This is a genomic window from Lacrimispora amygdalina (genome assembly GCF_900205965.1).
Classification (GTDB): Bacteria; Bacillota; Clostridia; order Lachnospirales; family Lachnospiraceae; genus Lacrimispora; species Lacrimispora amygdalina_A.
Genome location: NZ_OAOF01000009.1, coordinates 19904 through 34878 on the forward strand (window position 1 = coordinate 19904; position 14975 = coordinate 34878).

15 protein-coding genes are annotated in these 14975 nt (G+C 40.7%); 3 read left to right on the forward strand and 12 right to left on the reverse strand.

What is annotated here, in order from left to right:
- The first annotated feature begins 44 nt into the window (after window positions 1-44).
- Entirely contained in the window at window positions 45-764 is a 720-nt protein-coding gene (locus CRO04_RS13280; RefSeq protein ID WP_097004740.1) for a C39 family peptidase, read from the forward strand.
- 3 nt (window positions 765-767) lie between these two features.
- On the opposite strand, the gene CRO04_RS13285 is transcribed toward CRO04_RS13280, so the two are convergent.
- From CRO04_RS13285 to fliD, 3 genes are all read right to left on the reverse strand, one after another.
- Entirely contained in the window at window positions 768-1163 is a 396-nt protein-coding gene (locus tag CRO04_RS13285) for a hypothetical protein (protein WP_097004741.1), read from the reverse strand.
- Window positions 1164-1234: 71 nt separating this feature from the next.
- Entirely contained in the window at window positions 1235-1603 is a 369-nt protein-coding gene (gene fliS / locus CRO04_RS13290; RefSeq protein WP_097004742.1) for a flagellar export chaperone FliS, read from the reverse strand.
- 16 nt (window positions 1604-1619) lie between these two features.
- Complete coding sequence (gene fliD / locus CRO04_RS13295) at window positions 1620-4184, reverse strand: flagellar filament capping protein FliD (protein ID WP_097004743.1); 2565 nt, start codon at window positions 4182-4184, stop codon at window positions 1620-1622.
- A gap of 145 nt (window positions 4185-4329) precedes the next feature.
- On the opposite strand from fliD, the gene CRO04_RS13300 reads away from it, so the two are divergent.
- A complete protein-coding gene (locus CRO04_RS13300) occupies window positions 4330-5100 on the forward strand; it encodes a ParA family protein (protein ID WP_097004744.1) in 771 nt (256 codons plus the stop codon).
- A 27-nt stretch (window positions 5101-5127) separates the two neighbouring features.
- Entirely contained in the window at window positions 5128-5967 is an 840-nt protein-coding gene (locus CRO04_RS13305; protein ID WP_097004745.1) for a late competence development ComFB family protein, read from the forward strand.
- On the opposite strand, the gene CRO04_RS13310 is transcribed toward CRO04_RS13305, so the two are convergent.
- The 9 genes from CRO04_RS13310 to flhB all read right to left on the reverse strand — a co-directional run bounded on the left by CRO04_RS13310 (window position 5964) and on the right by flhB (window position 14972).
- Window positions 5964-7247: an EAL and HDOD domain-containing protein gene (locus CRO04_RS13310; RefSeq protein ID WP_097004746.1), complete on the reverse strand. Its 1284-nt coding sequence runs from the start codon at window positions 7245-7247 to the stop codon at window positions 5964-5966. The two genes, CRO04_RS13305 and CRO04_RS13310, sit on opposite strands and share 4 nt — an antisense overlap.
- Window positions 7240-8160: a chemotaxis protein gene (locus CRO04_RS13315; RefSeq protein WP_097004747.1), complete on the reverse strand. Its 921-nt coding sequence runs from the start codon at window positions 8158-8160 to the stop codon at window positions 7240-7242. Before CRO04_RS13315 ends, CRO04_RS13310 begins: the two co-directional genes overlap by 8 nt.
- An 83-nt stretch (window positions 8161-8243) precedes the next feature.
- A complete protein-coding gene (locus CRO04_RS13320) occupies window positions 8244-8729 on the reverse strand; it encodes a chemotaxis protein CheD (RefSeq protein ID WP_097004748.1) in 486 nt (161 codons plus the stop codon).
- On the reverse strand, window positions 8722-9348 hold the full coding sequence (locus CRO04_RS13325) for a chemotaxis protein CheC (protein WP_097004749.1): 627 nt from the start codon (window positions 9346-9348) through the stop codon (window positions 8722-8724). Before CRO04_RS13325 ends, CRO04_RS13320 begins: the two co-directional genes overlap by 8 nt.
- Before the next feature lie 31 nt (window positions 9349-9379).
- Window positions 9380-10150 (reverse strand): flagellar hook-basal body protein, encoded by a 771-nt coding sequence (locus CRO04_RS13330; RefSeq protein ID WP_097004750.1) that lies wholly within the window; start codon window positions 10148-10150, stop codon window positions 9380-9382.
- Window positions 10151-10164: 14 nt separating this feature from the next.
- The gene (locus CRO04_RS13335; RefSeq protein ID WP_097004751.1) at window positions 10165-10968 is read right to left on the reverse strand and encodes a flagellar hook-basal body protein; all 804 of its coding nucleotides are present in this window, start codon (window positions 10966-10968) and stop codon (window positions 10165-10167) included.
- Between the two features lie 17 nt (window positions 10969-10985).
- Window positions 10986-11801 (reverse strand): sigma-70 family RNA polymerase sigma factor, encoded by an 816-nt coding sequence (locus CRO04_RS13340; protein ID WP_242974485.1) that lies wholly within the window; start codon window positions 11799-11801, stop codon window positions 10986-10988.
- Window positions 11798-13870: a flagellar biosynthesis protein FlhA gene (gene flhA, locus CRO04_RS13345; RefSeq protein ID WP_097004752.1), complete on the reverse strand. Its 2073-nt coding sequence runs from the start codon at window positions 13868-13870 to the stop codon at window positions 11798-11800. Before flhA ends, CRO04_RS13340 begins: the two co-directional genes overlap by 4 nt.
- Window positions 13871-13910: 40 nt before the next feature.
- On the reverse strand, window positions 13911-14972 hold the full coding sequence (gene flhB, locus CRO04_RS13350) for a flagellar biosynthesis protein FlhB (RefSeq protein ID WP_097004753.1): 1062 nt from the start codon (window positions 14970-14972) through the stop codon (window positions 13911-13913).
- Between the last annotated feature and the right edge of the window lie 3 nt (window positions 14973-14975).

The following is a 14975-nucleotide window of genomic DNA, read 5'->3' on the forward strand; positions in this document are numbered from 1 at the left end:
CATCATATAGACTAATTAATATTATAGATAAAAAGGTGAGCCATATGAACAGAATATTTAATAAACTACTCAAAGCCCTGTTCGTGATCGCTATTCCATTTGTAATTCTTTCTTCTAATTGTCAAATTGAAGGTGCAGCTGCTAATTATACTCAGACTAAACCGGTTATAGTGTCCCGGTCCGTAGAAGCAGAAATCCCACAGGAAGGGAAATATGATGTTATGTTGGACAGCAATTGCGGTCCCCTTACTTATTATAATCAATCCGATTCCAGATGGGGAAATTATCTATGGGGGGGGCGAGATCCTCTAATTACTTATGGTTGCGGACCTACGGTTATGGCTATGGTTATAACCAGTCTTACTGGAAATCAAGTATTGCCCACTGATGTCGCTAACTGGGCTGTATCTAATAAAAGCTGGTGTCCTGGTCAGGGATCCTATCATCGTCTCATTCCAGATAGTGCGGCAGCCTATGGTCTATCCTCCGCACCAATTAAAAATTATACAGTAGATGGGATTAAAAATGCGCTGGACTCCGGTCAATTGGTTGTTGCTCTAATGAGAAAAGGTCATTTTACTCAACAGGGGCATTTTATTATCATAACAAATTATACTGCCGATGGATCATTTCGTATTGCAGATTCTAACAATTATGATAATACAAAAAGCAATTGGAATCCTTCAGTAATACTTCGTGAGCTTAATTATAAAGCATCAAACGGAGGGCCACTCTGGGCTATTGCTCCACCAGTTTCAAATTAGCATTCAATTATAAAAGGATTGAGTACCTGCTATACGTGTATTGATACGTTTGTCAATTTCTATCGTACGTCTCAATAACAACTGGATACTCTTTCCTTTTTCTATGATTTTTCCTGATATCGGCCCGTTTGATTTTTCATCTTCCAAGCCTTTCAGCCAACTTTCCACCTGCACTGCTTCATCTGTTGACAGTACAGAGATAAGACATCTTATATTCCGATTAATTATATCTATCTTATCCATTTCTTCCTGTCGCATTCCCAGAAGCATCTGCACTGCTGTGTTATCATTACGTGAAAGAGATTCTCCGACCTCCCGTGTTATTCTTTCTATCTCTGCTATACTTTGATATTTTTTTTGCATCTCCTTTAGAATTTCTAATAGTATTGACTCTTCCATTTGTCACTTCTCTCCTGTAAAGGTGATTGTTAAATGGCTGGAGAGATAGTCTCTCCCCAGCCTTACATAAATTAGCTACTCATCCTTTGCGCTTCCTTGAAGGAATTTCGCAGCTCTATGACCAAAGGCCTTATCTCTGCAATCACTGCTGAATTCCTACCAGCCTTAACGCGGCTTAACTCATATAGAAAAAAGTCATAAATTCTTTTTAATTCATTACTAATCTCGTACTGAAAATTAAGAGTATTCTTTAAATATGTAACAATATCCATTGACCGTTGTATAGATTGTTCAAAAAGATCATAATCTTTATTTTCTAATGCTAATTCTGACCTGGTTAACCGCTTCAATAATTCATCAAACAGAAGATTGAGCATTTCACCTGAAGTCATCGTATTCACGGTTTGTTCCTTATAATGTTGATATCCATTTACTGCCATCTCACACCGCCGTTCCTTATGAATTAAAGGCTGAACTCAACCAGCTGCTTTGGGAATTCATTTGAGAAATCATTGTTTCCAAATTGGTAAACTGCTTAATATACCGATCTGTCTCTGACTTAAGCTGTCTATTAAGCCCTTCAATTATAGTATCAATGCTATCCATTGATTTCTGTAAAGAGTTCTGCAGTATACTGGTCGGTGCATAAACAGACCCCGCTCTTTCAATCAGGATACCTTTTGTGGCACCTGTAGTACTGGCATACTTATCGGTAATAGCGGTTAGTCTTGCCATAACACCGCCTTTGTCACCGGTTAAAGTATCTTCTTTTTTCGTAAAAAGCTTTTGAACATCTGCTGCTTTTGTTTCCAAAGCTGCTTTAAACTTTGTTTCATCAAATACAAGTTTTCCAGCATCACCATAGTTAGAACTTGTAGTTATTCCAAAGGAGGCTAGTGAGGCTTTGTCCGCAGATCCACTGTCAAAAATAAATCTCATACTATCAGAAAGAGCCCTTAAATCAGAATCATTAAAAAGCATACCAGCCTTGGCTTTCTCTTCCCATTTTTTTATCTGATCCTCTGTCATATCAGCCTTCTGCTCATCAGTTAGAGGCTCGTATTTACGGTCTGGCTTTGTAGAAACTTCTTTATTCACCATCTCCAGCATCTCATTATAATCTTTGACCATATCAGTTACGGCTTTTACAATACTCTCTGAGTCAGTTTTGGCATTAAATGTAATTGGTTCAGTTGGTATTGATTTATATAGTCCACCAGATGTTGAAACATAATTGTTATCAGTAGTTTGTACGAATGTTCCACTACTATCCTCTATATACCCAGTCCCATCTACATATTTATATCTGGTTCCAGGATTTGATATCTGTTTATATTCATTATCTGATGTCTTCACATAATTACCAGATGTATCGCTGGTAAACTCATATCCAAATGTACCATTAACAGTAATATTCATTCCATCTAAATCAAAAGAATTATTACCCCGGATTAACTCAATCGGATCAGCAGACTCGCCATATTTAACCTTCACAATAGCATCCTGACCCACTGTAGTGGTATAATCTTGAAATAATACACTGGATGCATCTAAAGGATCAGATGTATCAAATTCAATTTTCCCAGCTGAGCCATCAACTTTAGAAACAATTGAAAATTTATCAGCATTTTTCAAATAACTAACTGTGACACCTGCATCTGAAGCATTGATTTTATTGATAATTTCATTCATTGAACTTCCATAAGTAAGTCCAGTAATAGACACATTATTTATTTTAAGTTTAAGCTCAGTATCTGCAGTCTGAGTTGTAAGTCCAGTCAGGCCTGAATTTATCAGAGATGAGGTTAAATTTAACCGATTTGATTCTCCTGTCTCCACTTTTAATGCGCCATTCTTTCCGATAACCCCCATATCTGCCGAAGAAATTGCTAATACAGAAGAATCATCAACACTAGTGGTATTGGGAATCATTGTTTTAAACTCTAATTTCCCGCTATCCCCACTCACCGCAATTCTTCCATTACCAAATTGCTTATCTAGTTGTTTTTGCATATATTGGGCTAAGTCAGTTATATTATTATATTGCCCAGTCTCAGCTTCATCAAATGTAATCGACTTTGTAGTTCCATTATATGTAAAACTAATACTTTTACCAGCTACTCGTTGCAGAAAGGTTTTATCCTCATAAAACTTCTGTTCTCTATTTTTTAATTCAGATGAAAAACCAGCTCCGTTAATCGTCTTGTTTGCATCACTGATACTATCAATATCACTGATACCCAAAGCACTTAAAGCTCCTTTGCTACCACCGACTATCTGAAGTGTATTCCCTGCAGTGTCATGGGATATAAAATCTAGTTTTGCTAACTGAGGGTCCCCAGCATCTTTTGGTGTTGTCTTTGCTTCCAGAACATCTGCTAATGTTTTTCCATCTCCAATAGAAACATTCTTTAAAGCCCTTGTTATTGATTTCTGGGCACTTTCTGCTGTACTATAATCGTATGTAAAACCATCTGAGGCTGTACCACTACTTAACGATACAGCGTACGTTTTGCTGCCATATTTGAAGTACAATGCCTGTCCTTCCAAAGTACTTACAGGCTCTGGAGTCGTAAAATTAATTTCACCTGTCGTAAGCTTACCGTCTGAAACCTTATCATTGGACATTATAGATGCTTTACTGGCAAGCTGTTTTACTCCGACTATGGATATGTTATCTGAACCCGAAGAACTTCCCGATACACTGACATACTTACTATTAGCCCCCACAGGTGTAATACTGCTTCTGGCCCAAAAACTGGGACTGGATAAGTTAGTAGACGGATTCGTATAAGAGGTATATTTTTTAGAAAATTCCACAAGCTTTGAACTTATCGATCGATAAGCCTCCTGTTGCCATGCATACGTCTGTTTCTTCTTCTGCTGTTTTGCAATTTTAGCCCTCGTGGAAGCTGTCATTCCCTCAATCAGAGTATCTCTGTCCAGACCACTTGCCAGACCGCCGTATCCCCGTATCGTAGAGGCTGAACCGTTTTTAATGCTATTCAATGCTGATGCCATACAAATAACTCCTTTCTCAACTATCTAAATAATCCAATTTTCGCCAAAAATCGGTTTTTTTCATGTTTTTGCTATACTTATTTATCGTCATATTGTATACTAAAGATAATAGTATTATCTTAATTTACGAATGGAGGAATACAATTTGTCAACTGTAATTACTATTACAAATCAAAAGGGCGGCGTAGGCAAAACCACCACTTCCTGTTCTCTTGCCTGCGGTCTTGCCATGAACAATAAAAGAGTACTGGCAGTCGATTTAGATCCTCAGGGTAACCTAGGATTCAGCCTGGGACTGGAGATTGAAAACTGTGCGACGATTTATGAGGTTTTCCAGGGTACTGCCACTTTGCAGGAGGCAATCCGTCCTGCCAAATATTGCGACGTGATTTCATCCAATATTCTCTTAAGTGGTTCAGAGCTGGAGTTTACCGGAAAGCAGAGGGAAAGTATGTTGAAAAACTTACTCTCCACAGTTGCAGGATACTATGACTTTATTATCATTGATACGCCTCCTGCACTGAATATTTTGACTGTGAATGCCTATGCAGCAGCTGATTATCTGATTATTCCCATGGTACCGGAGATTTTAAGCCTCCTTGGAGTCTCCCAGATCAAAGATACCATTAATACAGTCCGCTCCTCTGTAAATCCAAATCTGGTTGTGCTGGGAATCCTTCTGAATAAATTTAACCCCAGAACGCTGTTATCCAGAGAGGTGAAGGAGATGGCTCAGAGCATAGCCTCCCAGATCGGAACACGTGTATTTGAAACTCATATAAGAGCCAGCGTCAGTGTCGCCGAAGCTCCGGCCCAGGGAGAAAGTCTGCTGGATTATGCTCCACGATCCAATCCTGCTCAGGATTATAAAGCTTTGGTAACGGAAGTTCTTGAATTAATTAAAAAATCAAAATAATATTATCTTGAGAGGAGCACATAAACAATGGCTAGGAAAAGCAGCAAAACAGCGCATGTCATGAATCTTCTGGCCGGAGGTGAGGCTGAATCTTCCAAAACGGAAGCTGCTAAGGAAAATCAAGCTGCCAGCCAGGCAGCAGAGTCAAAAGGAACAATCAATGAATTGACAGTGCTGGCTCAGCAGGCCTCCATACAAATGCAGGACGGACCTCTGTCACCCAGTCCTATTTCTATCATCGATCTATCCTCTTCCGTGCCGGATCCGGTGGCTGAACTGATCCGGCAGCAGCTTGAGGAAGATGAAAAAGGAGAAGAACCAAAAGAGATACTTCAGGATGAGAACAGTGCAATAGAGGAAACTGAAGAGATTCCCGTTTCTGACACTGAGGATACAGATTTAGAAGAAGTATTAACAGCAGGTACTGAAGAACCACAATTAACAGAGGAATTGGTTGAGCCGTCTGAACTCCCAGCCAATCTCGAAGTTAACACCGATATACAAAATCCGGAGGAAGAGAATGATTCCGATAGTCCGAATACTGAAGAACCGGTTCAATCTGATATAACGCCTGCGATAGATCCTGTTGCTCAAGTCCTGCCTGACTTTAAGTATTTGAATGTTATGGAACATGTTGTGGAGAATATTGCCAGAGAATATATGGAACGTCTGGGAGGCTGTACCTGCGAACACTGCCTTGCTGATGTCATTGCTTTGACGCTTAATAGTCTTTCTCCCAAATATGTGGTGGTAGAACCTCCTGCCGCATCTCCTATGCTGAATTTTTTTTCCAGTCGTTTTGCTCCCCAGGTAATTGTAGAGTTGACAAAATCCTGCCTTATAGTAAAAGAAAACCCACACCATTAGGTGTGGGTTTTCTTACTTAGAGGAACTTCGGATTCCTGCTCTGCAGTGCTGGTTAAACCATTCCAGATCTCGTTCACTGCTTCCACGCAATCCATATATGTCTGCGCCAGCTGTCCGGAAGGTATATTCAGTTTATCGGAAAGCTGCTTGACTTTCTTCCATTCCGCACTTTCATAGCTGAGAATTAATTCATACAGATCACCGCAAACCCCTTCCTTGCGTATCAATGCATCTTTTATTTCCTGGGCAACCGGAATCTCTTCAAGAATTTCCTCCAGAGGTGCATTGATCATGTATTGAAGAGTAGAAAACATACCCATCATATAGACTTCCGAACGTATAATTGGCAGGTCCTGTATATGATCGGAGATTGTCATTGCAAATGTCGCCCTGAGGAAAGATAGTTTCATCATCGCTTCTAAGGATTCTTCATTATCTATGTCATTGTTAAAGCTTAACAAATATACCCATTGCTTCAACTGACTGATTCCCATGGTAACCAGTGCCTGACGTATGGAGGAAACCCTGCGGCGAAGAGCAAAGTATGCGGAATTAACAATCTTAAGAAGAGCATAACTTAATGCTGCATCTCTGTTGATAATTTCTTCAATCTTTTCTATATCCGGTTCATCTTTGGATACCTCGACTACCAGCTGAAAGAAGTTTCCTTCCAAAAACTCCATACGGTTTACTTTTCCGGCCATTGCTTCCGCAACATAGCTTCCTTCCGCATAATCAGCCCCTACTTCGACTGCCAGATCGTAATCCTCCTTAGAGCTGACTCCCGTTACAATACACTTCTTGTCAAATCCCTTCATTGTATTAATCAGGTTATTGAGAGATATCCGCTCTTTTCCATCCTGCTTATTCCTGATATCAATTTTTATGTAAGTGACATAGTCAAGCATGGAAAAATATTTGGGTGAAAACTGGAAGTCATTAATCGCAAACACATACCCTTCCGCCCTGTATTTTCTTATAATAGTTGGAGACAAAGGATGAATCATGACATGATCTTCAATCTGGATCACCATCTTTTCCTTATCAAAAATCTTCGGTGTATTACGAAACAACAATGAAGGAGTAAATGTAACAAAAGTTAGTTTATCATGAAAAATGCTTTCTGTATTCTGCATCAGGAATCCTGCAATAGTATCAGCTGCTGCTACATCGGAGCTGCTGTATAGAGAATCATAATCCTTCTGAAATAATACTTCATAGCCGATAATCCTGTCCTCCTTCAGCGCCTTAATCGGCTGCCGGGTGACATACTTATCCATTCGTATTCCTCCTCTGAAGTAAATGATCGATCACTTCCACAAGATGGGTGATCTCCGGCTTACTCAGCTGTTCATCTGCACCCAGCTGTTTTCCCTTTATCATCAGTTCCTGATTAATCATGGAAGAGAATATTACCAAAGGAATATGTTTCAGCTTTTTATCTTCTTTTACCAGTTTTGTCAGACGATGTCCATCCATCTCCGGCATCTCTATATCTGTGATAATCAGGCTCACCTTTTCATCTAAGTCGGAATCATCCCGAATCTGGCTTAAATAATTCCATGCTTCCTGTCCGTTATTCTTAAAAGTAAGATTTTCATATCCCGCTTTTATCAGTGCAGCTTCTATCATTTTTGTTAAAAGAATGGAGTCTTCTGCAATCAGAATTGGTTTTGTAACAGACTCTCTCTTTCCAAGCTTATTAATGTCATCTACCTGGATTCCGGTCTCGGGAGCGATGTCAGCAACAATTTTTTCGAAGTCAAGGATTGTAACAAGATCTGTTCCGCACTGAGCGATTCCGGTCGCTACGCCTTCATCTCCACGGCTTATGGTATCATCCGGTTTCTGGATATTCTTCCATGAGATACGGCTGATACCAACTACACTGTGAACACGGAAAGCGATGTGCAGTTTGTTGAAATTGGTTATAATAAAAAGATCCTTGCCTTGTTTTTCGCCTTTACTGCCCGTTAAGTAGTAAGGAAGATCGATTACTGTAAGAAGAAGATCCCTCGGTTTAAAAATACCCTCTACGGAAGGATGGGCATGGGGGATTGGCTTCACCTTATCTGACATCATAATCTCACGTACTTTCGCAACGTTAATTCCATACAACTCACCGTAAATGGTAAATTCCATTATTTCAATTTCATTCGTCCCTGATTCTAATAAAATCTCTGTTTCTGCCATACTTTCTCTCCTTTATCCCAATATAATCCAGCAAAAACAACTGCCTGTTAATTTATCGGCATATTTCTGCCAGTTCATAATGTCTACAAAACAATTTCTGCTCTGCCGTAAGTTCTGATTTTAACCTGCCCTGTGCTGACATCCACAGACATGGTGCGGGCATAATTTTCGCCAACGTCCAAAGCAGCAAGCCGGATCCCCTCTTTTTGAAGAATCTGTTTCACGCTTACAATATTGCGGGCACCGATATTACCGAGCGTGCTGTTCCCCTGTAATTCGAACATCTTAGCCCCCCCTGCAATCTTTGCTATCAGTCTGGGCTTTCTGGCTCCAAGAATTTCTATTTTTCTGAATGTCTCAGCCAGTCCGGTGTCTGCATATTTAAATACGTTAACGTCTGCTGCTGATCCATATACTTCAGGCAGCATAATATGTACCAGAGCCCCCAGCTTTATCATGGGATCGTATAAACTGATACCAATGCAGGACCCCAGAGCATAGGTGATCAGTGTCCCCTCCTGCCTGGCAAATTTCATGTCCGCAATTCCTACTGTTATCTGTTTATCCATTTATAATCCCCAGCTTTTCCATTAAAAAGTTCAATGACATGATATCTGGCATCATCAGTAAGTCACTGTGAAGGACTTTCCCTCCTATTACAAACTGTCCGCTTATCATCATCATCTTATCTGTCTGATATCCGAATTCCACCATTGGGACGCTTAAGATTCCTCCCAGCATATTGACTGCAATATCCGGGACAGATAAATTGATTGTAACCTCACTGAGTGTTGACATGGCGTTTACATAAGATGAGATAATAATATTGCCAATTTCCTCCAGAGCCGAAGTCTCCAGGACATTAAGCTGGTAATAATCTTCAATTTCCTGCTGCATAACACTGGATAAAACTTCATTGATGAAATCCATTTTTAAAATAAACAGCATTAAACCATTGATTTCTCCAGTCATCTTCACCAGAACCGCAGCCACAATCTCCTCCGGATCTCCCAGGAATTTGATGGCTTCATTATATCCAAGAATCTGAACATCCGGAAGTGTCATCCGAACGGTCTTGTTCAGCATGGAAGAAAGTGCGGTAGCCGCATTGCCCGTACCAATACTGCCGATTTCCTTTATCAGATCCAGTCCAAGTCCATTCATTTCGTCATAACGTGTAATTTTCATATGCTCGCCCTCTTTCATCGAACTCTGCTATTTATCGCAGAGAGTTAATTGTCGACTCAACTTCATCAGAAGTCTGTACCATCTTAAGAGCATAGGAATATGCTCTCTGGGCCTCCATCATTCTTGTCATCTCCAATGCGAAATCAGTGCCGGACTGCTCCAGCGATCCACTCACCACTTTAGCCTTCTCTAACAGTATGGGGTCCCCATTATTAGCTGTAGCTGTAAAAACATTGTCTCCAATAGGTTGCATACCATTGGTGTTTGCAAAGGTATAGATACCTATCGCATGAGGATCATGTTCACCTTCCTGCAGTTCTTCCGGCTCTTCCTCTTCCTCCGCCTCTTCTGAAGGATAGGAAGTCGGCTTTACATCGTAAGAAATTTCTTCCTGATCCATATTGAGAACTCGCTTGCCGTCTACATTCACAAGGTAAAATTTGTCGGTTGTCTTTGCCAGCTGAAAACGTCCGTCTCTGGTATATGTAATGTCTCCTGAAACAGGATCCTTCAGCATGAAGAAACCATCGCCCTCCACCGCATAGTCATGCTCCAGACCTGTAGTCTGATAAGGCATAGCTGCCATATTTGTTTTTACCTCATCCACCTTGGATCCGCTTCCGGTTTTTACGTTAACATCTTCACTGGAGTTCCGTGTCTGCGCATATACAAGATCGGAAAATACACTGTATTCCGGTTTAAAACCGACGGTATTGACATTTGCAATGTTATTAGATACCACATTCAGTTTTGTCTGCTGATTTCTGGCACCCAGTGCGCCAATATAAAAGGACTGATTCATTTGCTGTACCTCCCTTATACTCTTCCAATATCAGAAACTATTTTTCCCATAAGCTGATCGTACATCTTAAGAACCTGTGCGGCACTCTGGGAAGCTCTCTGACTGGTCATCATGGATGTCATCTGTTCAATGGGATCGATATTGGATCGTTCCACAGATTTCCACATCACTCCTCCATCCACTTCCTTTGCTTCTGCCTGTGAGGAGAAAGTTCCATTATCTTCTTTTACCAGCTGAGTATAGTCATCGAAATTCACCACTCCAATTTTACCCAGGAGCGTTGGCTCTTTATCTTCCGTATCACCGCCGTCTTCTTCGGAACCGAGTCCTTTTAACGGCATTTCGTATATATTACCGGACTGATCAACCGTAATATGGTTCGATGTCATTTCAATTGGGTTGCCGTCTTCTCCCAGCACTCTTCCCAGCGAGGACAAACAAAGATATCCATCCTGATCAATATCAAAAGAACCGTTCCTAGTATAGAGACGGTTTCCATCAGCATCTTCAATCGTAAAAAATCCAGGTTTTGTTAAAGCAAAATCTAAGTTTCCCCCTGTTTCTTCTACATTCCCCTGATCAAAACTGGTCTTCACACCTGCAACTGTACGCATCATGGAAGAAGTGCCGACCTGCACAGGATTGCGTTTATTGATATTCCCGCTCCTGTAAAGCATCTCATCTTTAAATGTGGTGCTGGTCATACGGTCTGATTTAAAACCAGGTGTACTTACATTTACCATATTATTACTGATGGTATTTAAATTCCGGTTCTGATAAAGCATACCGGAAGCCAGATTATAAAATCCTTGAAACATCCCAATTTACCCCTTTCCTATTTCCCATTTATAAAATTAGTCAGATTCAGTCTCAGCTTTTGTATCGCATTGGAATGGATCTGTGAAATTCTTGGTTCACTGACATTCATGATCCTGGCAATCTCTTTCATATTTAATTCGTCCATATAATACAGGGAAATAACCTTTTGCTCATTTTCCTTTAAATTATTTATGGCAGATACCAGTATCTGCTTAAATTCTTCCTGAAGATAATGGGACTCCGGCTGGTCATTATCACTGATGGAAGGCAGCTGGACTGTTTTCTTGTTGTCATTGCTTCCTTCTAACACCATATCAAGAGAAACCACACTGTAAACATTGGTCTTTCCCAAAGCCTCCTGATATTTCTCCAGTGATACATTCATGTACTCGGCAGTTTCCTTTGAGGTTGGAAAACGCCCCAGGCGGTTGCATAATTCCATCACTGTATTATCCAGTTCCTTCGCATTCTTTCTGACGCTTCTGGGAATCCAATCCTGCTTTCTTGCCATATCAATAATCATACCACGAATCCGCTTGGAAATATATGTTTCAAACTTCACATTCATATCAGGATCAAATTTTTCAATCCCGCTCATGATCGTCAATACACCTTCATTAACGATATCCTCTATTTGAGCAAAGCTTAAATAGACATCACGCATCTGAATAGAAATGCTCTTCACCATATACATGTAACGCATCACCAGCTCGTGCTTGATTTTAATATCCTTCGTACGCTTATATTTAATTAGTAAATCTTCATTGGTATATTGGCTTAACTCCTGTTCCATTCCGATTAACACTGCCTTTCTGACATTTAATCCTGTCAAACGGTAATATTTCCGACTGCCTGGATCTGAATATTATTTGCAATTTCATTAAATGAAAGAACATAGACATTGGGATAGAACTGCTCGATCAGACGGTAAAAATACAGCCTGACTACCTGACTTGTAAGAATCACAGGTTTTTGTTCCAGGTCGTTGAACTTCTTTAACTGTTCCCCCAGCTGTCCGATCACAGACTGCATCACATCAGGGCTAAGTGCCAGATAGACACCCTGTTCCCCTTTTGCCATGCTGCTGATAATATTTTTCTCCAGATCCGAATCCAGAGTCAGAACTTTCATCTGACCTCCATCACAGAACATTCTGGTAATGGTCCTCTTTAACGCAATTCTGATATTCTCAGTAATGAGATCAATATCTCTGGTGGTTGAAATAGAATCCACAATGGTCTCCAGAATGGTCTCCATATCTTTAATGGGAACTCCCTCTTTCAACAGACTGTTGAGTATCTTCTGAAAGTTTCCATAGGATAACTGACCAGGAAACAATTCCTCTACAAGTTCAGGGGAATGTTTTTTAACATTATCTAACAGCTGCATAACCTCCTGCCTTCCAAGAAGCTCATATGCATGACGCTTAATGGTTTCAGACAAATGGGTCAGCATGACTGACAGAGGATCAATGACTGTATAGCCATAAATCTCCGCCATTTCTTTATTTTCAGGGCGAATCCACTTACTTGGGATTCCGTATGCCGGCTCCACAGTTTCAATACCATCCACCTCTCCGGAAAGAACCGGGGGCTCCAGTGCAAGATAATAATCTACAAGGATTTCACCCTTTGAAACTTCTTCGCCTCTGATTTTAATTACATATTGGTTTGTATTTAAACTGGAGCTGTCTCTCAGTCTGACGGATGGAATGACAAATCCCATGTCCTGTGCATACTGTCTTCTGAAAATGACGATGCGGTTAATCATCTTTCCTCCGCTGCCTTCGTCAATCAGAGGGATTAAACTGTAGCCAAATTCCAGTTCAATGGGTTCTACACTAATCAGTGAGTAAACATTGTTAACGTCCCGGTAAAAGGATTCTTCATCGGAAGGAGCCTGCTGGCTGTTATCTTCCATAAATGCATTCTGCTGCTGAACTACCTCCCGGATAGCCGCCTGCCTGACTTTGCGTTCCAGCTGAAAACCAATTCCTACCAGCAGGACCGCCATAAGACCAAGCTGGAATTTCGGCATTCCCGGAACCACCATCAGCACTGCCATAACAGCGCCTGTAAGCATTATGGCTCTCGGCTGAGCCAGAAACTGAGCGGATACATCCTCATTTAAGCTTCCGTCTGATACCGCTCTGGTTACAATCATACCAGTTGCAACCGCTATCATAAGGGAGGGAAGCTGGGATACCAGTCCGTCACCTACCGTTGCAATACTATATACAGTCAAAACCTCAGTGAAAGGCATATTGGACTGCACCATACCAATGATCGCACCGCCGATAAAGTTGATAGCGGTTATAATCAGAGAAACAATCGCGTCACCTTTTACAAATTTGGTGGCACCATCCATTGCACCGTAAAAGTCCGCTTCTTTCTGGATTTTATAACGTCTCAGCTTTGCTTCCTGCTCATTGATCAAACCGGAACTTAAATCCGCATCAATGGCCATCTGTTTACCCGGCATGGCGTCTAACGTAAATCTTGCTGCTACCTCGGATACACGCTCGGTACCTTTTGTAATAACCAGAAAGTTTACTAAAACAATAATCAGGAAGATAATAAAACCAACTACAACATTTCCCTGCAAAACGAAATCACCAAAGGCTTTAATTACAAGACCGGAAGATCCCATTCTGGTTAAGATGTTACGGGTGGAAGAAACGTTAAGTCCAAGACGTAACAGTGTGGTAACCAGCAGCAACGATGGAAATATGGAAAATTCCAGTGGCTCTTTAATGTTCATGGTTATTAAAAGAATAATCATGGAAAGGGAAATATTTATTATAATCATTACATCCATAAAAAACGGAGGCAATGGGATGATCAAGAGAAGTACAATTGTAATGACAAATACTACAACGGAATTCTTAAGTAAAGTCTTCATTCTTTTACACCATTTCTTTCAAGTATCTATGCAGCATTTTCTACTCTATGATCTTGTTATTCATACGGTATACGTATACCAGAATCTCAGCGACCATACCATAATATTCCGGAGGGATAGATTCTCCCACCTTGGTACCGGCAAAAATCCCTCTTGCAAGAGGCTTGTTTTCCAGCACGTAAACTCCATGTTCCTCGCCTATGGATACAATCCTTAAAGCGAGTTCATCCTGACCTTTGGCAAGCAGAACAGGCGCGCTGTCCTTTTCTATGTCATATCGCAGTGCTACTGCGTAGTGGGTCGGATTACGAATAATGACATCTGCAGTTGGAACTGACTGCATCATTCTGCTGCGGGCTCGTTCTCTTTGAATATTCCGGATCCGCCCTTTGATCTCCGGATTTCCTTCCGTCTGTTTGTATTCCTCTTTCATCTCCTGCTTTGACATCTTAATCTGACGTTCATAGTCCCACCACTGGTAGAAATAATCAAAGCCGGCTATTGCCAGGAATACAATCGATACCTTTATCACCATATCCATAATGGCATCCAGAACGTAAACTGCCGAATCCATTAAATTCTTATCAATGGTTCTGGCCACTGCCCTTAAATCACTTTTTATGATCTGATATAAAATCACAGAAAGAATTGTAATTTTAACCAGATTTTTAATAAGCTCCACCAGACTTTTTAATGACAGCATATTTTTAATCCCTTTAATCGGATTCAGTCTTTCAAATTTTGGAGCCATATTACTTTTAGTAAATAAAAAACCTGTCTGAATACCGGTTCCCACTATTGCCAGTGTAGTGGATACAAGGATAATCGGGATAGCTGCTTTGGAAACTGCTATCACTGTATCCCAAAATACACCAGTCGTGTAATCAGAAAGAGTATCTGCTGCCGGAGCCAGGCTAATATATTTGATCATATAATCCCGCATGGTACGGTACATGAGCGGAAATAATGCCTTCAGCATTATGAAAGACCCAAGAAGGGTAGCAATCATTACCACATCCTTACTTACAGCAACATGACCTTTTTTTCGTTCATCCCGCCGTTTTTTCGGTGTGGCCTTCTCGGTTTTTGAATCATCTGCCATTTC

Bases quoted from the DNA above. Each gene is read 5' to 3' on its own strand.
- CRO04_RS13285 (WP_097004741.1), bottom strand. From the start codon at position 1,163: ATGGAAGAGTCAATACTATTAGAAATTCTAAAGGAGATGCAAAAAAAA.
- CRO04_RS13315 (WP_097004747.1), bottom strand. From the start codon at position 8,160: ATGGCAGAAACAGAGATTTTATTAGAATCAGGGACGAATGAAATTGAA.
- CRO04_RS13335 (WP_097004751.1), bottom strand. From the start codon at position 10,968: ATGTTTCAAGGATTTTATAATCTGGCTTCCGGTATGCTTTATCAGAAC.
- flhB (WP_097004753.1), bottom strand. From the start codon at position 14,972: ATGGCAGATGATTCAAAAACCGAGAAGGCCACACCGAAAAAACGGCGG.
- CRO04_RS13305 (WP_097004745.1), top strand. From the start codon at position 5,128: ATGGCTAGGAAAAGCAGCAAAACAGCGCATGTCATGAATCTTCTGGCC.
- fliS (WP_097004742.1), bottom strand. From the start codon at position 1,603: ATGGCAGTAAATGGATATCAACATTATAAGGAACAAACCGTGAATACG.
- CRO04_RS13280 (WP_097004740.1), top strand. From the start codon at position 45: ATGAACAGAATATTTAATAAACTACTCAAAGCCCTGTTCGTGATCGCT.
- CRO04_RS13320 (WP_097004748.1), bottom strand. From the start codon at position 8,729: ATGGATAAACAGATAACAGTAGGAATTGCGGACATGAAATTTGCCAGG.
- fliD (WP_097004743.1), bottom strand. From the start codon at position 4,184: ATGGCATCAGCATTGAATAGCATTAAAAACGGTTCAGCCTCTACGATA.
- CRO04_RS13310 (WP_097004746.1), bottom strand. From the start codon at position 7,247: ATGGATAAGTATGTCACCCGGCAGCCGATTAAGGCGCTGAAGGAGGAC.
- flhA (WP_097004752.1), bottom strand. From the start codon at position 13,870: ATGAAGACTTTACTTAAGAATTCCGTTGTAGTATTTGTCATTACAATT.
- CRO04_RS13330 (WP_097004750.1), bottom strand. From the start codon at position 10,150: ATGAATCAGTCCTTTTATATTGGCGCACTGGGTGCCAGAAATCAGCAG.
- CRO04_RS13325 (WP_097004749.1), bottom strand. From the start codon at position 9,348: ATGAAAATTACACGTTATGACGAAATGAATGGACTTGGACTGGATCTG.